The following is an 18,314-nucleotide window of genomic DNA, read 5'->3' as shown; positions in this document are numbered from 1 at the left end:
AATTAGTACTGAATAGTACTAAAAAGGAGATTTCACATGAAAACAGTATTTTTAACGGGTGGAACAGGGTTTATCGGAAAGCAATTAGTCGAAGAATTAGCGAAAGAGGATGTGAACATTCTTCTTTTAGTAAGGTCAAAAAGTAAAGCAACACGCATTTTTCAAGAAAGAGGTATTTTAAAAGAGTCAGTGATGCACTTTGTTGAAGGTGATTTGACGAGAGTCGATTTGGGTCTAAGTCCTGAAGATCAGGAGAGGGTATTGAAAACGGATGTGATCATTCACGCAGGAGGCCCGATGGATATTCAAGCGACAAGTAAAGAGGCAGCTTCCGTCTTTTTAAATGGCGCCAAATATATTGGTGAATTAGCTAAAAGTATTCATCAATTGAAGGGCTTGCAGCAATTTATTCATGTTGTCGGTTATATGAGCCCCTTTGATGATCAAAATAGCAAGATTGCAATTGACGTATTTGAAGAAGGAAACAATTACTTGAAAATAAAAAATCCTTATGAGAGAACAAAATTTTTAGCAGATCTTTATATCCGTCAACAGGCATCAGCAGTAGGTTATCCGCTTTCTGTCATTAATCCGCCAACTGTCGTCGGTAGTAGTCAAACAGGGAGTACAGAGCAAATTGCAGGATTGGGTTTGCTTGTAAAGAGTATGCGAAGAGGGCTCATGCCGGTGATTCCTGGAGGTAAGGACTATCGGTTACCACTTATTTCAAACGATGAGTTTGCGAAGTTTATTGTACAGGTTTTCAAGTTGGAGCAGCCGGCTATTCAAACATATACACTTGTTGAAGACAAAGAGCACGATCAGAACGTTGCTGGACTATTAAGTATTATGTCAGAAAGTATGAATATGAAGGCCCCTAGCATCTCTGTCCCAATGCCACTGATGAAAGCTATCATGAAGAGTGGCGTAAGTAAACTCACAAACATTCCTTCTGACGGACTGAATTTTATGACAAAACGAACGTTTTCAAATGTTTCAGCGAAAAAAATAATGGGAGAAGATTGGTTTAAGAAGACGAGTGTCATGACATTTTTTCCTGCTGTAGTAGCCGATCTAGATTATCGAATGATGGATCAACATGGTGAGCAGCATCATTTATTTAAACGAACATTATGCGATAATAACACCCTTTACCAATTACAAGGAGAGGGGAAGCCGTTTATTTTATTACATGGTTTATTGAGTGATGGAGAAGATTTATTTCCTTTAGCACAAGAGCTTCATGAGAAAACAGGTCAACCTGTATGGATCTTGGATCTTCCTGGTTTGGGGCGTTCTCCTTTTAAACGAGAGAAACATCTTCTAGATATCTATTTAAATGTAGTGAAAAAAGTAATAGAGAAAGCGACGAATGGTGCACATCTGATCGGCCATTCATTCGGTGCGTATATTCTTTTGGAAGCATTGGGACAAGAATACATCGATAAGAAGTATTCAATCACTTTACTGCAGCCGCCTGTTGCTAAACAAAAGGCAAAATCACTATATGTTCCTCAATTTCTGAACAAATGGACATTAAGATTGGCAACGACTCATTTGATAGAGCGTTATGTATTAAGAAATGGTTTGTTTGAAAGCACGGAGAGCATCCCTGAACATTATATTGAAAAAATCAAAAACAGCTTTACTTCTCCTAGAATTTTAAATACGACGGTTCAGCTTAACCATTTATTACTGGAAACCGATCAAGGTGACTTTAAAGAAGTTACAAAGGATCATCTTCACATGATTTGGGGGGAGTATGACAGAGGCTATTCTGCGCCATCGCATCTTGGGAAGGTTGATTTTGTTCCGTATGGCCATCATTTCCCTCTTAGCCATCCGAGTGAAACGGCAGCATTAGTCATCAATAATATTTGTACTAGCAGATAGGAGTCACCCCAAAACGAAAAAATAAGATTGATGACAAGTGAGCAAAATTTTTCGTTCTGGGTCTTGAAAAAATAGAGGTTAACGAGGTGCATAAAACGCATCTAAGGTTTTCGTCATATCATCAGATGCAGATTGTAAGATCACATCTTGCTCTAAAATCGCTGTCCCTTGTGCCCGGACAATATGAAATTGATGAAAACCCATCAAGTTTTGGAATATTTCCTTTAGGTAGTAATGTGAGAATTCCAGAGGTGTGTAGCGATCGTTATTTGTGAAAATTGAGCCGCTTGCTTGAAGCAAAAGTACACGATAATCATCAGTCATCAGACCAACTGAACCATTTTCTGTATATTTGAACGTTTCTCTAGCAATGAAGATATTATCTATATAATCTTTCATACGTGACGTCACATTGAAATTATGAACAGGTGATACAATCACGATTCGATGATGTGCTTTGAATTGAGCCAATAAAGCAGCAGAAGAAGCGGCGATTTTTTTCTCCGCAGCTGTTAATGATTGTTCAGATGCTTGCTTATCCCAAATTCCTAGCAGCTGGTCTTTTTCGATACGAGGAATTTCAGTTCCATATAAATGTAAAATGGTAGGCTCCTCATAAGGAAATCTTTCTTTAAACTGCTTTAAAAATAGTGCTTGCAGTTTGTTTGAATAACTTTCTTGATGAGTGAAATCAGGGTGCGCGTTAATGATTAGTGTTTGCATATACATGCTCCTTTTCTTTTGATAAACTGAGTATAAAATATAAAGATGACAAAACATGTCACCTTTTTCAGAAGGAAAATCAAATGAAAAAATCAGAACGCTTAAACCAAGAGCTTATTTTTTTAAGTGATAAATATTCATTTCAATTAAAAGATTTAGAAACTGAATTTGGCATTTCTAAACGTACGGCTTTAAGAGATATGGAAGAGCTAGAGTCCATGGGCTTAGCTTTTTATGTTGAAAATGGCAGACATGGAGGATATCGGCTCGTGAATCAATCTCCATTGGTTCCGATCTATTTTCAAATAGATGAAGTTCAAGCCATTTTTTTCGCTCTTAAAGCCTTAGATCTGTTGTCAGCAACACCATTTAAAAAGTCTTACTCACAGATTCGCCAAAAACTGTTTGCTACAATGTCTGATGAGAGAAAACATCGGATCACGGAGATTTTGGATGTGATTCATTACTATCATGTCGCACCAGTGAGTGAACAACATCATTTGGATTTGATATTGCAGGCAATGATGGAAGATCAAATCGTGAAGATGACATACACTCAATATGAACATAAAAGGATCAGGCTACAATTTCTTGAGTTGTTTTATCGAAATGGGATTTGGTTCACCGAAGCATATGATGTTCAGAATAAAAAGTGGGGCATCTACAGATGTGATTGTATGACGGACATGATGATCGAAGAAGAAACGAAAGACACTTTTACGAAGGAAGAATTAAAAGCACTGCAGCTCGAGTACGAAAAAACCTATCATGATATCTCTTTTAAATGTCGATTAACGGAACAAGGGAAAGAGAAGTTTTTGAAGAATCATTATCCGAATATGAGATTGGAGATCATTGAAGATACGCCTTATATTGTAGGGGGATACAACCAAGAAGAATTATCGTATATGACTCACTATTTGATCTCATTTGGGAAACATGTGAAAATTGAATACCCCGATGAATTAAAAGAGAGTTATTTGACTCAATTGCAAGAAATGATGGATCAATATTAAAAATGAACGGATTGTATCTGAATCATAAAAAACTTAACACATTAAAAAAAGGCGAACTGTCGTAATTCGCCTTTTTTCTATTACTTCGCCGCCTGAAATGTATTTGTTTTCGATTTGTCATTGACCTTTCCATACGTCAGCTGACGCCAGATAAATTCCATCGGTCCAGACTTAAATCGCTTTAACCATAACGTACTGAAAAGGACAAGGAAGGCATACACGCCAATGCCAATGAAGAACGTACCAGCGGGTTGAAGATGATCTGCAAGTCCGGCTCCATATTTCAGAAACAGCACTGTTCCAATGATCGAGTGAAGCAAATAGCAGGTCAGGGACATCCGTCCGACCTTGGTAAAAACCATCAAAGCACCTCGCAGCTGAGGAACGTGCAAAAACAGCATCGCAAGTGAACTCATATAGAACATACTGCCAGTTAATCCTCCGTTTTGCTCAAGTGCAGAGATAATGTTCATCCATGGCGAATGTTCAAAAGGGGTGACCGCTGTCATAATCGTACTGCCTTGTGTGATAAGAAAAGCGATTGTACAAATCATCCAAATACGATTCCAAATCGCTTTTTTCGTCTCCATGTTTTTGAAAAACGACATTTTCACAAAATACACACCAAGTAAAAACATGAAGAACATCGAATAGACAGTGGAAAATGAGCTGGAAGCCATCGTGACCATATCGGCCCACCGGTCACCAATAGATGCTAAATAAGCCAGACTGTTGTGGCTAGTCAGCTCGAAATCAGCAAAATCCGGCTTGCCTGATGATCCTGTACTGATGGTATTGAGCAGCATTGTGAAAAGAGGCGTGAGCAATTGAATCACAAAGAGTGTGATCAGCCAGTACAGGATGGTTCTGGCTGTGCGTTTGTAAAAGAAAAGCAATAAAAAGCCCGCGACAGCATAATAGGTCAAAATATCACCAATCCATACAAACGTGACATGCAGAAGACCAATCCCTAAGAGAATGGTTAATCTGCGAGCAAACAGCTTGTTCGGACTATCCACCTTCTGAGTAGCTCGATCCATAAATATCATAAAACCAACCCCGAATAGAAAAGAAAATAACGTAATGAATTTCCCCGAGGCAAACCAATTCACAATGTGGTGAAATACATCATTAGACTCCATCTCAAATCCCTTGACCGAATCCACAATCAAAAAATAGTTGACCAAAATAATCCCCATTAAGGCGAATCCTCGTACGATGTCCAAGAAATGCACCCGTTCTTTAAGACTCATTGGTTGTCCGTGTTCTACCTTGCTTACATTCATATTAATGCTCCTTTTCATGTATTGGATCTAAAGATAGATCCTTCAATGAATCAATATACAGGCCAATTCTTAATCATTTATGAAGATCCAATTTTTTGAAAATAAATGTGACAACTTGATGGCAATTGATCATATTCATAAACACTTAAGATTTATGGTGTATCTTTTCACATAGCTAGATGATATATAGTAATAATATATAAGAATGAAGTCATGGAGGATGAGGTGAGAGAGATATGACCCATCGAATATTAGTTGTAGAGGATGATCAGGATATTGGTGACCTGTTGCAGGAATCTCTGACACGTACAGGGTATGAGGTGTTGAGAGCCATGAATGGCAAGCAGGCATTGCATGTTATAGATGATTCGCTGGATTTGGTGATTTTGGATGTCATGATGCCAGGTATCTCCGGTATAGAAACGTGCCAGCAAATAAGAGCCTCCTCAAACGTTCCCATTTTATTTCTGACAGCCAGATCAAGTACATTGGATAAAACAGAAGGATTACTCGCTGGCGGAGATGATTATATGACAAAACCTTTTTCAGAAGAGGAGCTTCACGCTAGGGTCATGGCGCAATTGCGCAGATATACCATCTATCAGGAAAAAAAGGAACAGGAAGAAACCTATTTAGTTGGTGGTAGCCTGAGGGTGAGTGAGGAATTTAATGAAGTGTGGAAAAGTGGGCAGCAAATCAAGTTATCTGATTTAGAATATCGGATATTAAAACTGCTCATGAACAAACGAAACAAAATATTTTCTGCTCAAAATATTTATGAAAGCGTGTGGGGCCAGCCTTATTTTTATTGTTCAAACAATACGGTTATGGTGCATATCCGAAAGCTGCGTGCCAAAATTGAAGATGACCCGGCTCGTCCCGTGTATATCAAAACAGAATGGGGGAGAGGATACCGGTTTGGCACATCGTAAATATACGCTGACCAAAAAGCTGTCACTGCTCATTTTGGTCGCTGCTATCGTAAGTGGTGTTGTCTTTTTGACACTGCAAAAGATCACTGATCACCTGATTGAAGGATATTTAAGTTCGGATGAGTACTATAAGGAAGAATCTGCTAGATACATTCAAACATTCAGCCGCTACGTTTCAGAACATGAGCTGACTTCAACGGATCGAAAAGCATTCGGTGAGTGGGTGAAAAAAGAAGATTATATTAATCTCACTGTTTACAAGGATGAAGTGCTTCAATATGACTCGATTTACTCTGTCGCTGACGAATCGGCCTATGGGAAAGAAAAGGTGACCGACTACGCAAAGCGTCATTCTTACCCGGTTCAATTTAGCGACGGAGAAGGTAGGGTTATGGTAGACGGGTTTTACTCCTCTCGATATCACGATCTCGCCTTTACACTAGAACTGCTTGGTGCAACACTCATTTTTCTCCTGATTGTGCTTGTTGGCATTCGCCGAAGCCTACGTTACTTGCAAACGATCCGTGAAGAGATTCATATTCTTGAAGGCGGTGAGCTCGATTATGAGATGACAGTGAAGGGGCATGATGAATTGGCCATGATTGCAAAGAGCATTGAGGATTTAAGAACAGCCTTTTTGGACAAGCTTCAGGCTATTGATGATCTGCAGGAAGAGAGCCGCAGCTTGGTGACCGAAATGTCGCATGATATGAGGACCCCGCTGACATCACTCATCATGAATCTGGAATTTGCCAAAAAAGAGGAGGCTCTAGCGGATACCCGCAAGGAGAAGTATATAGCGAGTGCGTATGGAAAAGCCCTGCAATTAAAGAATCTGTCTGACAATCTATTTGCCTATTTCCTGCTAGATAAAGAGCACGAGTCAGAGCTTGAAACCGTTGCAGTGAAAGAAGTGATTTATGATCTTCTATCAGATCAGGTCGCCCTGCTGCATCAGGAGAATTTCACGGTCCATATTGTAGGCGAAATGCCGGATAGCTATATTAATGTGAATGTCGAGGAGCTTGGCAGAGTATTTGATAATGTGATGTCTAACTTACGTAAATACGCAGATCCTGAAAAGGACATTCAGATCACTTTTTTATCCGACCAAGATGTCTTTGAAATCCATGTGAGCAATGCGATAAAAAAGACAGACATCATACCGGAAAGCAATGGACTCGGGGAACGAAGCATCAAGCGGATGATGTCCCGAATGCATGGACAGTTTGAAAGTGTAGAAAAACACGATACCTACTACATCGTACTGCGATTTTGGAATACCAAAATGTAGAGAGCAAAAACAACATCATGGAATGGGGAAACAATCTGATGAAACGATTCAACAATTTCCAAAAGCTACCTGATCTTCTGCAAGCCCTTCTGAATATCTGCCTGTTCTTTCTAGCGATTGCTCTAAGCGTACTCTTAATTAGTGAAACATGGTACATCGTGCAATTCGTCTATAAAACATTGTTTAACAAAGGAGAAAGCTATTATGGAATGCTTGGCGAGCTGCTGATCTTCTTTATGTATTTTGAATTTATCGCCTTAATTATTAAATACTTTAAATCCAACTTTCATTTTCCGCTGCGCTATTTTATTTATATTGGCATCACAGCTGTCATCCGTTTGATTATCATTGATCATGAACAAGCCGTATCGACATTCTGGTGGGCACTGGCCATTCTTGCGATGACCTGTGCGCTCTTTATCGCGAGCAAAAGAGATACTGCTCATGAGCATGAGGAAGTGAAGTAAGGAAGAAGAAGGACGAGTGGTCAACACTCGTCTCAGCATGTAGACAAACCCTCGCATTCGGTGTCAGTCCTGCGCTTCGGTGCTCACGAATGTTAAATTCGCTCCACGCCGATGCTCGTCCTTCCTAGGGCTGCAAAGGTTTTCTATCACGCTGAAAAGAAGACAAAGGGCTAAAATCAAGTTCATTTTAGCCCTTTGTCAACAATCTGGGACGAGTGGTCAACACTCGTCTTTTTTGTGTTTAAATGAACAGTTTTTGAATATGTGTTGATTAATGAACAATGATTGAAAGATTGACAATTGATGATGATGTATCTAGAAAATATAATATAAATAGACAGGTGTTCATAAATGAATATATGTATAGAAAAAGGTCCAAAGCAGTTAACGGATTCACAAGTTCTTATGTTATGCTTTAGAAAAAGAGAAACCATTCTTTTCCTAGACATTGATTGTCATCATTCTATCTATAGGGGTCGATCGTATGCGAAGTATTCAAAGTTTGTTTGTTGAATGGTTACTTGTACTTACAAAGAAGAAACTGAATGTTGAGGGGTATTTAGAAGAACGAAGAATGGCGAATCAATTACCTTATGTGCTGCCTGAGAAGTTGAAAAAGAAATATCACATCACCAAAAGCAGCACGTTTTCAGTCGATACGTACATGTTGAAATCAGATGTGCAGCCAGATGATCATCAGGTGCTATTTTTACATGGAGGAGGCTATATTGAGCAGCCGCTCGTATGGCATTGGCGTTTCTTGGATCGATTGACGAAGCAATTAAATAGTACGGTGTATGTGCCAGTTTATCCAAAAGCACCAAATCATCAGTATATGGATGCAATCGAGAGTGTTCTCCCAGTTTACCAAGCTCTTTTAGAAAAAGGAACACCAGAAAAAATCGTCATCATGGGTGATTCTGCTGGCGGCGGTTTATCGCTCGCCTTTGCTCAATACTTAGCAAAAAAAGGTCTCCCGCAACCTGGAAACATGATTCTATTATCACCATGGCTTGATGTGACATTAAGTCATCCTGATATCGCTAAAATGGTTCCAAAAGAGCCAATGCTCAACCTAGATTTACTGATCGAATCGGGCAAAGCCTATGCAGGTAATACAGATGAAACACATCATTTGATCAGCCCGATCTATGGAGAAATCAAATCGTTAGGACGAATTTCTGTTTTTATTGGCACTCATGAATTCTTTCTCCCAGATGCCCGGAAATTCAAAGAGATGGCAGACAAGCAGGGTGTTCCCATCAACTATATCGAATACCCAAAAATGAATCACGTCTTTCCTGTCTTCCCTATTCCCGAAGCGAACCAAGCGTTAAAACAAATTGTCGCCATTATTGAGAGTAAGACGTTCCCTTTGAGGGATATGACAAAATAGGATGCGAACATGAGGATGGCCAGCAATGCTCTAGCCATTCTCGTTTCTAATTGGAGGATCAAAAGTTAATTATGAACGAAACAGAACCGTTCTCATTTACAAGTATGCAGGAAGTAGCTCCTGTAGCTATTCCAGAAAGACAGTTCATTCAATCACATGACGGCATACGTCTTGCTTATTATCCGTTTTTATCAGAAACAAACACGCAGACCAATGTGATCATCATTCATGGCGGAGGCGCTCACAGCTTGGCTGGTTATGAGCATATTGCCTATACATTGCAACATGATTTTCACGTGAATGTGTTTTTGCTGGATTTGAGAGGCCACGGATATTCTGAAGGAAAGAAGGGGGATACACCCAAAGTCACTGACGTGTGGCAAGATATTTCGCAAGTTGTGGATGTCATCAAACAGCAGCACGAAGGAGCACTTTATCTTTGTGGTCATTCCTCTGGAGCTGGATTGCTGCTTCAATATCTATCTTGGGATGAAAAAAGAAAAGTAGACGGTTACTTTTTTATTGCTCCTGAATTTGGCTACAAATCTGACACAGCGAAGTCTAATCAAGTCCCTTTTGCCACAGTTCAAGTTTGGAAATTCGTGCTATCTGCGATGACAAAAGGAAGGCTGATGGGGCATTCAGAAGCTGTACGATTTCACTACCCAGCATGGGTGATTGCACAAGATCCACTTCTTTTAACAGGCATTACCATCAATATGTCTCTTGCCTTAACGCCATCTGCACCTCAAAAACAATTTGCAAGGCTGGACCAGCCTTATGGCATGTTTGTTGGAAGCGAGGATGAGTTATACGACGTAGACAAATTTCATCCGTATCTGGCGCTTCCAAATCAGCAGGTGAAAAATCAATCTGTTTACCAAGTGATAGAAAACCATACTCATTTGTCCATTTTACTAGAATCGGGAAAAAAGATTGGGCGTACCATCCAAATGTGGAAAAGTTCCAATTAACCTGAACAACTAGTCAACACTCTACCTTTTTCTTAAAAATTTACATTGACACCATCCTTTTCTATGATAAAATCATAGTGTGATAATGAGAATCGTTATCAAACGATATGACTACATATAGAATGGATAGGTGAGGTACATGTTCAAAAAATCTTTTTGGTCGCTATTAGTTGTGCTCTCCATCGTATTACTTGCGGCTTGTGGCAGTAATAGCAGTGAAGGCAAGTCAGATAGTAATGAGAAAACAAGAACCGTTGAAAGCGCTATCGGTTCAACTGAAATTAAAGGATCGCCTAAACGTGTGGTGACGTTGTATCAAGGAGCAACGGATGCAGCCGTCGCTATGGGCATTAAACCAGTGGGTGTTGTAGAATCTTGGCTTGAAGCACCTACGTATAAATATTTAAGAGATGATTTAAAGGGTGTCAAAATTGTTGGGCAGGAAACACAACCAAACTTAGAAGAAATTGAAAAGCTGAAGCCAGATTTGATCATTGCATCAAAAATCCGTCACGAGCAAATTTTTGATCAGCTGAAAGAAATCGCTCCAACTGTTGCAACAGAAACAGTGTTCACTTTTAAAGACACAGTGAATTTAATGGGTGAAGCGTTAAACAAGCAAGACAAATCAAAAGAATTGCTGACGAAGTGGGATGACCGTGTCGCTGACTTCAAAGAAAAAGCAAAGAAAGACATTAAAAACTGGCCAATGAGTGTGTCTGTGGTGAACTTCCGTGCAGATCATGCAAGAATCTATCAAACTGGGTTTGCAGGTTCAATTTTAACAGAGCTAGGCTTTGAAGGTCCTAAAAATGTCAAAGATAAAAAGCAAGATATCATTACACTTACAGACAAAGAGAGCATTCCACAAATGGATGCAGATGTGATCTATTACTTCATGGATGATCAGGATAAAGCAGTTGAAAAAGCATATAAAGAGTGGACAAGTCATCCTTTATGGAAGCAGCTTGACGCAGTGAAAGCGAAACAAGTGCATAAAGTCGATGAAATCACTTGGAACATGGCTGGCGGTATCACCGCTGCAAACATGATGCTTGATGATATTTATGATCGTCTAGGGCTTGATAAATAAGTGTAGCAGAGGAGAAAATGTGAAAAACCATTTTCTCCTTTTTCCATAACAGATTGAAAGCGGGAATCAGATGAGAAGTTTATTAAAAAAGGATTCGAGCAAGGCACTGCTATTTGCTGGATTCATCGTATTGATGTTGGTCTTTTTTATGCTCAGTATTTCTCTTGGGCAAACCTCAATTTCCCTCAAAGCCACCATCCATGCGTTTCTTCAGTTTGATGAGTCAGATCCAAACAGTGTCATTGTCATGACATCCAGATTATCAAGAGCTTTAATTGCGACGGTTGTTGGATCAAGTCTAGCGATTTCAGGTGCACTCATGCAGGCATTGACGAGGAATCCGCTGGCTGCACCAGATCTTTTAGGTATTAATGCAGGTGGACTCTTTTTTATTGTGATTTCGATTGTTTTCTTTTCTACCGATTCGTTAACAGGTTATATGTGGACGGCCTTTTTAGGCGCTGCCATTGCAGGTATGCTCGTCTTTCTTCTAGGCTCCATTGGAAGAGACGGACTGACACCGGTCAAAATTGTACTCGCAGGTGCTGCGATATCTGCTCTGTTTGCGTCCTTTACTCAAGGACTTTTAATCGTCAATGAACAGTCCATTCAAAGCATCCTGTTCTGGATGGCTGGTTCAGTGTCAGGAAGAAGTATAGATATGCTGCTGCCAGTGCTGCCTTATATTCTTGGGGCGACTGTGGTGGCGCTGCTTCTTGGTCGCTCGATCAATGTCCTTTTATCGGGTGATGATATTGCGAAAGGGCTTGGCCAGCGTACGCTTCTTTTGAAGATGACGATGGGGGTACTTGTCGTCTTTTTAGCAGGAGGTTCCGTCGCTGTTGCAGGATCCATTGGATTTGTTGGTTTTCTTGTGCCGCATATTGTGAAAAAGCTCGTTGGACCTGACCACCGCTGGGTACTGCCGTATTGTGCCGTTGTAGGGGCGTCGCTTTTACTTGTCGCAGACCTTGCCGCTCGTTTTCTGATCATGCCGCAGGAAGTACCGATTGGTGTCATGACGGCGGTAGCAGGAGCGCCTCTATTTGTTTATCTCGTGCGCAAGGGGTTGAAGACAGGTGGCTAAAACATACACAGTGCGTTCAAAGGGCGGACGCATTTCATTTCAATTTTCAAAGCGGACGTTTTTAATTTTACTATTATTGACAGGCATTGCCTTTGGTTTATTTATTCTGAGCCTTTGTATGGGCAGCCGGTTTATTCCGCCTGCTGATGTGCTGCTACATATCTTCGGACAAGGCGAGGGAAATACGTTTGTATTAAATACGTTGAGGATTCCAAGGACCCTGCTTGCGGTTTTAGTGGGAGCGGCACTTGCGGTATCGGGGCTTATTTTACAAGGTCTCATTCGAAATCCGCTTGCATCGCCTGACATCATAGGAATTACGAGCGGTGCGTCGTTTGGCGCCATTATGTTCATCGTCTTTTGGATGGGCACTGTGCCTATTGCTTATCAGTCGTTGTGGGCCATTGCAGGCGCTTTTGCGGTATCATGCCTGATTTATTTGCTTTCATGGAAAAAAGGCGTCAAGCCGATCACGCTCGTCTTGATGGGGATTGGGATTTCCGCCATTATGAAGGCGTGTGTGACGTTTACTCTTGTGCTCAGCGATACGATGACCACGACCAAGTCATACATCTGGCTGACGGGCAGTTTATATGGTTCTACAATGAAGGACGTCATCGCAATGCTTCCTTGGGTATTGATGATTTTACCGATTGTCATGGTGCTGGCAAGAACGATGAATGTGAAGGAGCTTGGAGATGATCTTGCAACAGGTCTCGGGGTCAAGGTTCAGGCGAAGCGGTTATTCTTTCTACTGATGAGTGTGACATTAGCCGGTATTGCCGTTGCCTTCGCAGGCGGTATTGAATTTGTCGGACTGATGGCGCCGCATGTTGCAAGGATGATCATCGGTCGTTCCTTTATTGCGCTTGTTCCAGCATCTGCGCTTGTTGGAAGTATTCTCGTGATGCTGGCAGACTTAGTTGCGAGAACGGCTTTTCTCCCGTTAGATGTCCCGGCAGGTGTGTTTACGGCTGCAATCGGCGCACCGTTCTTTATTTATTTGTTATATCAACAGCGAAATCGTTAAACGAAAGATGGGGGTTTTGATATGAAGCCAGAGTGGGTTGAGAGAGAATTACTTGATTTCGGGGTACACATCACAAATGGACCAATGACATCTGATCGCACACTTGCTGCGCTTTTTTCAGAAGCATCTATCAGACGTTTATTAGAAGCTGAAAAGGAAGCGATGCATGCACCGAATATAGCAGTGGCGGCGTCCATGTTTTCAAAACGCTATGCCTATTTAGCTGTTAGTTCTACTTTGTACTTGATGACGATGTATGATGCTGTCTACCGGTTTTCACCAGAGGCGTGTGTCTTTAGAGAAGATCGTAAAATTGAGCTAGATGAAACGCTCTGTTCATTTGTTCAGTCAGAAGGAGATCGTCATGAGTGGAGAGAGCAGGTCGTCCGCATGCTATTTACGCAGTGTGTCACACCTCTTTTAGATGTATTGAAACGTACTTCAAGACTTCCGTATTCAATTTTATGGGAAAATGTAGCGGTACGTATCAATTCTCTTTACCGTAGCATGATGCGAGAAACGGAAGAGCCTAAAATGAAAGAGCGCGTACGGGAGGATTATTTGTTTCTGAAGAAGGCATCGGGTGATCTTTTCGGAGCGAAGCAAAATCCTTTTCAGCACAGCTTAAATTTAGATGAAAGTTTGCTAGACACATCAAATCGAAAGACTTGCTGTATGTATTATAAGCTTGAGAAAAAATCAGAGAGCCTTGATTATTGTCTCGTCTGTCCGCTAAAGTAAAAAACACCTTATGCAAGGTGTTTTTTTATTAGATTAGATTTTTCTTAAATATTTATACAGTAAATTTAAATATGATATTTATGTTATATTGTTTCATTATATCATCATTTATGGAAGGAACTGATATGAAAAAAATTATCTTATATATCATCTTTATTTTCATCATCATCATTGGCTTGTTCTTCATTCAACCACTTAAAAACCACATCTCTTTTCTTAAAGTAAAAAGTACAAATCTTACTGAATTAAAGGTGGGAGAATTGAAGTTGGGATTAATAAAGAGAAACTATAGTGAAAACGAGTGGATTAAAACTTCAAATTCAAATTATTTTAAAGTGAATAATAGAAAAGAAATAGTGGCAATCTCTTTAGAAAATAATCAAAGTAATATAAACAACACAATAAATATTCATTCAACTAAAAAAGATATCTATGATTATTTAGGTGAAAATTATTATCGTAGAAATGACGATCAAGGATATGAGATTTTAGGCTATAAGGATTCAAAGCATGATATCAAAATAGAATTTTTCTGTTTAGATCGCAATATAGAAAGAATTATTATTAGTAAATTGGGGGAATAAACATAACATAATGATCAGAATCTTTATAAGATGAGAAGTGTGTTTGATGTTGTATGATCATCTTTTTTAGAGATATTAATTGGAAAGAGACACTGCTTGCTCATAGCAGTGTCTCTCTTTTTTATTCCCAAATATCGCTTACCCATTCAGGGTGATCAATGAAAGGATTGCGATTGTGCTGGTACGTTTGATAGATGATTTCGTTACGATTCCGTTCGATTTGATCGACTGGATCTTGCTTGTGCCATTTCAATAGGACAGACATTTTGCCGTGAAGAGGGGCGCTTCCATTATTCACTTTGTTGTTTAATTCTAAATCTGGGAAGCGGTCATCGCCTTCATATCGGACGGCCATATAAAAGAGCATTCTTGCTACATCTCCTTTCACCCGGCTATGAGGTTCAAATGAGTCGCTGTCGTAGAAGTTGCCCGGCGCTCCCTTGTATTCATTTCCGCCTATATCAAAATCTAAATTACCTCGTGTGCTATTCGTTTGTACGTCTGTTGCCCGAAGGTGATGGAGATCTGTACCAGGTCCTTGGCTCGTCCCAAAATTGCCGTGAGATTTAGCCCACACATGCTCCCGGTTCCACTGTCCCACGTTTCCTCCATTTGCTTGCTTTGACCTGGAGATACCGCTATAGAGCAGAAGCACATTGCTTGGATTTTTTGGATCTTCATCCGTTTTCTTTAATGCATCCCAAACCTGGCTGTAGGATAGCTGCGTATGATCATCAATAATATCGTGTAATGCTTTCTTAAGAGCAGGCCCAGATTTGCCAGCAGCAGATTGGTAATAGGAATCAATTTGACTTGAAGCGGTTGTTTTCGCATGTTGAGCAGATGTTTCGGTTTGAAGCTGTAACGGGGAAAAGGTGATGGTTTGACTCGGTTCATTCAGAGTAAAGCCTTGAGCACTTGCAGCGGGAGGCAGCGGAGCGGCAAATGTACCGAAAATCATGATTCCGGCGGCCACAGTTCCAAATAAAGATCTTTTCATTCTATTTCCTCCTTCATAGGGAATGTATACTCTTTATTTCTATCATATTGCCATAAAGAAATAAATGGATTTATCGTAAATTTTATGTAATCAATTCGTAAGAAAAGAGATTGCTATTTTATCAGCATTGCTGTATAAGTGGGCATATAAGGATGGACACAGCAAGGGAGAGGATGGATAACATGAAAGAACTACACACACCTACTAGAACCATTATGACACCAGGACCTGTCGAAGTAGATCCAAGAGTCCTTCGGGTGATGAGTACACCAATTCTTGGTCAATTTGATCCTGCATTTACAGAGATCATGAATGAAACGATGACCTTATTACGATCACTTTTTCAAACAGAAAATGAATGGGCTTATCCAATTGATGGGACGTCCCGCTCAGGGCTTGAAGCTGTGCTTGCCAGTGTGATCGAGCCCGGAGATGTGATGCTCGTTCCGGTCTTTGGACGCTTCGGTCATTTGCTGATTGAAATTGGACAGCGCTATGGTGCTGAGGTACATACAATGGAATGTGAATGGGGAACGGTTTTTAAGCAAGACGACATCATCGTAGAGATGCATCAAGTCAAGCCGAAAATTGTTGCGATGGTTCATGGTGAAACCTCTACCGGAAGATTACAGCCGCTTGAGAAAATTGGTGAAGCATGCCGAGCGCTTGATGCGCTTTTTATTGTAGACGCTGTGGCGACAATTGGTGGAGTCGAGGTCAAGGTAGACGAATGGAAAATCGATGCGGCAATTGGGGGCTCGCAGAAATGCTTGTCTGTTCCATCAGGGATGTCACCGATCACATATAATGAACGAGTGGCAGACGTCGTACAATTGAGAAAGAAAGTCGAAAAAGGGATTGCAACACAGGACGAACTGCAAAAACAGGTAGACATTTCTCCAATCAAAAGCAATTACTTTGATCTAAGCCAGCTGCAAGATTATTGGAGCCCGAGGCGGTTAAATCATCATACAGAAGCGACAACGATGCTTTATGCACTGAGAGAAGGGGTTCGACTTGTGCTAGAGGAAGGTCTGGAGGAACGTTTTCAGCGCCACTTGTTTCATGAAAAGGCTTTAATGGCAGGACTTGAAGCGATGGGGCTTGAATTATTTGGTGATCCAGACTGCAAAATGCCGGTCGTGACGTGTATCGTCATTCCAAGTGATATCGACGGAGAAGCGGTCCGGGCTGATCTTCTTCATCATTTTGGAATTGAAATTGCGAGTTCATTTGGGCCGCTTGCAGGACGGATATGGAGAATTGGCTCAATGGGCTATAGCTGCCGAAAGGAAAATATTCTATTTGTTTTAGCAGGCCTTGAAGCCATCTTGATGAAGTACGGAGCAGCCATCAATTGTGGCGCCGGGTTACAGGCGGCTCTTTCCATCTATGAACAAGCTGAATAAAAAAGGGATACTCAAAATACTCGCCACCAGCGGGTATTTTTTATTTGGGAAAAAACGCTGTTTTTTGAAAAACTAGACTTATAGAGAGCGATATCGCTATACTGAAGAAGTTCTTATCATTTTTGTCATCATTTTCATTTATTTTGAAGAAAGAGGTTTTAATATGAAAAAAATGGGCAGATTGTACATTTTGATGCTCAATATTTTTATTGCCATGCTTGGATTTGGTCTGATCGTTCCTGTCATGCCAAGTTATATTGAAGCCTTTGGCGCAACTGGGAAAACACTTGGTTTCCTCGTTGCTGCAACTGGCCTCACACAATTTGCTTTATCACCCGTCGCCGGAGCGCTGACTGATCGATTTGGACGCAGAAAATTGATTATTGCCGGGATTGCCGGCTTTACGGTAGCTCAATTTATTTTTGCATTTGCCGATCAGCTTTGGATGCTGTTTGTGTCTCGGTTTTTAGGCGGAGCTGCTGGTGCGCTGCTGATGCCCGCCATGTTTGCCTACATTGCTGATATCACAAGTGAAAAGGATCGAGGGAAAGGAATGGGGCTATTTAGTGCAGCAATGACGTTAGGCTTTGTCATTGGACCGGGTGTTGGGGGTTATTTGGTTGAGTTTGGGATTGCTTTTCCTTTCCTCATCGCTGGTTCCTTTGCAGCCCTGTCGACGCTGTTGTCTTTCTTGTTCTTACCTGAAACTTTAACAAAGGAAAAGCAGGAAGAAGCACGATTGAATAAAGAGCTTCATTTCAATCCTTTTACGCAGATGATTCAGGCTTTAAAAACACCATACGGTTTTTTGTTTATCTTGGCCTTTGTTTTGAATTTCGGAATCATTCATTTTGAATCGATCTTTGGCTTATATGTGGACCAAAAACATGGCTTTACACCGAAGGATATTGCATTTGTCATTACAGTAGCTGGACTTGCGGGTGTCATCGTTCAAGGTGCTTTAGTAAATACCTTTGTGAAACGATTTGGCGAAATGCGTGTCGTCCGTTATGCCCTTTTAGCTGCGGCGTTTATGCTGATCGCCTGCCGCTTTGCTCCTTCCTTTTGGCTCATTTTTACGGGCTCCATTTTATTTTTATCAGCCACCTCGTTTGTTCGTCCAGCTCTTAATACATTACTTTCTAAAATGGCAGGGAATCAGCAGGGGGTAGCAGGCGGCCTCAATACCTCCTTTATGAGCCTTGCGAATATCGTCGGGCCAAGTCTTGCGGGTATTTTATTTGATGTGAATATTGAGCTGCCATTTATGTTTGGAACGCTGGTGCTTTGTATGAGTTTCATTGCTTCTATTTTATGGGCGAAAAAAGCGCAGCAACATTCCCATGCCGTATCGTAATGACAGCATAGAAAAAACCGATCAGCACAAAT

Annotated in this window: 17 protein-coding genes; 14 read left to right on the top strand and 3 right to left on the bottom strand. The window is 40.8% G+C overall.

Annotation, left to right across the window (positions count from 1 at the left end; translation table 11 throughout):
- The first annotated feature begins 36 nt into the window (after nucleotides 1-36).
- A complete protein-coding gene (locus ES896_RS01075; RefSeq protein ID WP_135226255.1) occupies nucleotides 37-1,893 on the top strand; it encodes an alpha/beta fold hydrolase in 1,857 nt (618 codons plus the stop codon).
- A 78-nt stretch (nucleotides 1,894-1,971) separates the two neighbouring features.
- Here the strand turns inward: ES896_RS01075 and ES896_RS01070 are convergent, their stop codons facing one another.
- Complete coding sequence (locus tag ES896_RS01070; protein WP_079919068.1) at nucleotides 1,972-2,616, bottom strand: FMN-dependent NADH-azoreductase; 645 nt, start codon at nucleotides 2,614-2,616, stop codon at nucleotides 1,972-1,974.
- Nucleotides 2,617-2,699: 83 nt separating this feature from the next.
- Between ES896_RS01070 and ES896_RS01065 the strand changes: the two genes are divergently transcribed.
- Nucleotides 2,700-3,632: a helix-turn-helix transcriptional regulator gene (locus tag ES896_RS01065; RefSeq protein WP_025207934.1), complete on the top strand. Its 933-nt coding sequence runs from the start codon at nucleotides 2,700-2,702 to the stop codon at nucleotides 3,630-3,632.
- Nucleotides 3,633-3,712: 80 nt separating this feature from the next.
- On the opposite strand, the gene ES896_RS01060 is transcribed toward ES896_RS01065, so the two are convergent.
- Nucleotides 3,713-4,918: a DUF418 domain-containing protein gene (locus tag ES896_RS01060; RefSeq protein WP_135226254.1), complete on the bottom strand. Its 1,206-nt coding sequence runs from the start codon at nucleotides 4,916-4,918 to the stop codon at nucleotides 3,713-3,715.
- 236 nt (nucleotides 4,919-5,154) lie between these two features.
- Here ES896_RS01060 and ES896_RS01055 point away from each other — a divergent pair, with 236 nt between their 5' ends.
- The 10 genes from ES896_RS01055 (at nucleotide 5,155) to ES896_RS01010 (ending at nucleotide 14,516) form a co-directional block, all read left to right on the top strand.
- Nucleotides 5,155-5,850: a response regulator transcription factor gene (locus ES896_RS01055; protein ID WP_046526621.1), complete on the top strand. Its 696-nt coding sequence runs from the start codon at nucleotides 5,155-5,157 to the stop codon at nucleotides 5,848-5,850.
- The gene (locus tag ES896_RS01050) at nucleotides 5,837-7,144 is read left to right on the top strand and encodes a HAMP domain-containing sensor histidine kinase (RefSeq protein WP_135226253.1); all 1,308 of its coding nucleotides are present in this window, start codon (nucleotides 5,837-5,839) and stop codon (nucleotides 7,142-7,144) included. Before ES896_RS01055 ends, ES896_RS01050 begins: the two co-directional genes overlap by 14 nt.
- Nucleotides 7,145-7,182: 38 nt before the next feature.
- Nucleotides 7,183-7,611, top strand: a complete 429-nt coding sequence (psiE, locus tag ES896_RS01045; RefSeq protein ID WP_135226252.1) for a phosphate-starvation-inducible protein PsiE — start codon at nucleotides 7,183-7,185, stop codon at nucleotides 7,609-7,611.
- A gap of 484 nt (nucleotides 7,612-8,095) precedes the next feature.
- Nucleotides 8,096-9,007, top strand: coding sequence for an alpha/beta hydrolase (locus ES896_RS01040; protein WP_135226251.1), 912 nt, complete (start codon nucleotides 8,096-8,098; stop codon nucleotides 9,005-9,007).
- A 71-nt stretch (nucleotides 9,008-9,078) separates the two neighbouring features.
- Nucleotides 9,079-9,981 (top strand): alpha/beta hydrolase, encoded by a 903-nt coding sequence (locus ES896_RS01035; RefSeq protein ID WP_008346992.1) that lies wholly within the window; start codon nucleotides 9,079-9,081, stop codon nucleotides 9,979-9,981.
- Between the two features lie 139 nt (nucleotides 9,982-10,120).
- Entirely contained in the window at nucleotides 10,121-11,074 is a 954-nt protein-coding gene (locus ES896_RS01030) for an ABC transporter substrate-binding protein (RefSeq protein WP_007500381.1), read from the top strand.
- Between the two features lie 70 nt (nucleotides 11,075-11,144).
- The gene (locus ES896_RS01025) at nucleotides 11,145-12,161 is read left to right on the top strand and encodes a FecCD family ABC transporter permease (protein ID WP_135226250.1); all 1,017 of its coding nucleotides are present in this window, start codon (nucleotides 11,145-11,147) and stop codon (nucleotides 12,159-12,161) included.
- Nucleotides 12,154-13,191: a FecCD family ABC transporter permease gene (locus tag ES896_RS01020; RefSeq protein WP_057079118.1), complete on the top strand. Its 1,038-nt coding sequence runs from the start codon at nucleotides 12,154-12,156 to the stop codon at nucleotides 13,189-13,191. Before ES896_RS01025 ends, ES896_RS01020 begins: the two co-directional genes overlap by 8 nt.
- A 21-nt stretch (nucleotides 13,192-13,212) precedes the next feature.
- Nucleotides 13,213-13,932 carry an IucA/IucC family C-terminal-domain containing protein gene (locus ES896_RS01015; protein ID WP_065461003.1) on the top strand — a complete coding sequence of 240 codons (720 nt, stop codon included), beginning with the start codon at nucleotides 13,213-13,215 and terminating at the stop codon, nucleotides 13,930-13,932.
- A gap of 125 nt (nucleotides 13,933-14,057) precedes the next feature.
- Entirely contained in the window at nucleotides 14,058-14,516 is a 459-nt protein-coding gene (locus ES896_RS01010; protein WP_039963822.1) for a hypothetical protein, read from the top strand.
- A 121-nt stretch (nucleotides 14,517-14,637) separates the two neighbouring features.
- Here ES896_RS01010 and ES896_RS01005 read toward each other — a convergent pair whose 3' ends face one another.
- Nucleotides 14,638-15,516 (bottom strand): endonuclease I family protein, encoded by an 879-nt coding sequence (locus ES896_RS01005; protein WP_116306160.1) that lies wholly within the window; start codon nucleotides 15,514-15,516, stop codon nucleotides 14,638-14,640.
- Between the two features lie 173 nt (nucleotides 15,517-15,689).
- Between ES896_RS01005 and ES896_RS01000 the strand changes: the two genes are divergently transcribed.
- Nucleotides 15,690-16,925, top strand: a complete 1,236-nt coding sequence (locus ES896_RS01000) for a pyridoxal-phosphate-dependent aminotransferase family protein (protein ID WP_025207926.1) — start codon at nucleotides 15,690-15,692, stop codon at nucleotides 16,923-16,925.
- Between the two features lie 163 nt (nucleotides 16,926-17,088).
- Complete coding sequence (locus ES896_RS00995; RefSeq protein WP_019743815.1) at nucleotides 17,089-18,282, top strand: MFS transporter; 1,194 nt, start codon at nucleotides 17,089-17,091, stop codon at nucleotides 18,280-18,282.
- The last annotated feature ends 32 nt before the right edge of the window (nucleotides 18,283-18,314 follow it).

Origin of the sequence: Bacillus sp. 005/A4HT-01/001 (assembly GCF_004634445.1) — a bacterium.
GTDB lineage: Bacteria > Bacillota > Bacilli > Bacillales > Bacillaceae > Bacillus > Bacillus altitudinis.
Note: the sequence above shows the minus strand (reverse complement) of the source record. Positions and strands in the feature narration are given on the sequence as shown.

Excerpts from the sequence above, each read along its gene's own strand:
- ES896_RS01035 (WP_008346992.1), top strand. The coding sequence starts at position 9,079 with ATGAACGAAACAGAACCGTTCTCATTTACAAGTATGCAGGAAGTAGCT.
- ES896_RS01065 (WP_025207934.1), top strand. The coding sequence starts at position 2,700 with ATGAAAAAATCAGAACGCTTAAACCAAGAGCTTATTTTTTTAAGTGAT.
- ES896_RS01000 (WP_025207926.1), top strand. The coding sequence starts at position 15,690 with ATGGATAACATGAAAGAACTACACACACCTACTAGAACCATTATGACA.
- ES896_RS01040 (WP_135226251.1), top strand. The coding sequence starts at position 8,096 with ATGCGAAGTATTCAAAGTTTGTTTGTTGAATGGTTACTTGTACTTACA.
- ES896_RS01005 (WP_116306160.1), bottom strand. The coding sequence starts at position 15,516 with ATGAAAAGATCTTTATTTGGAACTGTGGCCGCCGGAATCATGATTTTC.
- ES896_RS01055 (WP_046526621.1), top strand. The coding sequence starts at position 5,155 with ATGACCCATCGAATATTAGTTGTAGAGGATGATCAGGATATTGGTGAC.
- ES896_RS01010 (WP_039963822.1), top strand. The coding sequence starts at position 14,058 with ATGAAAAAAATTATCTTATATATCATCTTTATTTTCATCATCATCATT.
- psiE (WP_135226252.1), top strand. The coding sequence starts at position 7,183 with ATGAAACGATTCAACAATTTCCAAAAGCTACCTGATCTTCTGCAAGCC.
- ES896_RS00995 (WP_019743815.1), top strand. The coding sequence starts at position 17,089 with ATGAAAAAAATGGGCAGATTGTACATTTTGATGCTCAATATTTTTATT.
- ES896_RS01075 (WP_135226255.1), top strand. The coding sequence starts at position 37 with ATGAAAACAGTATTTTTAACGGGTGGAACAGGGTTTATCGGAAAGCAA.
- ES896_RS01025 (WP_135226250.1), top strand. The coding sequence starts at position 11,145 with ATGAGAAGTTTATTAAAAAAGGATTCGAGCAAGGCACTGCTATTTGCT.
- ES896_RS01060 (WP_135226254.1), bottom strand. The coding sequence starts at position 4,918 with ATGAATGTAAGCAAGGTAGAACACGGACAACCAATGAGTCTTAAAGAA.
- ES896_RS01015 (WP_065461003.1), top strand. The coding sequence starts at position 13,213 with ATGAAGCCAGAGTGGGTTGAGAGAGAATTACTTGATTTCGGGGTACAC.
- ES896_RS01070 (WP_079919068.1), bottom strand. The coding sequence starts at position 2,616 with ATGCAAACACTAATCATTAACGCGCACCCTGATTTCACTCATCAAGAA.
- ES896_RS01030 (WP_007500381.1), top strand. The coding sequence starts at position 10,121 with ATGTTCAAAAAATCTTTTTGGTCGCTATTAGTTGTGCTCTCCATCGTA.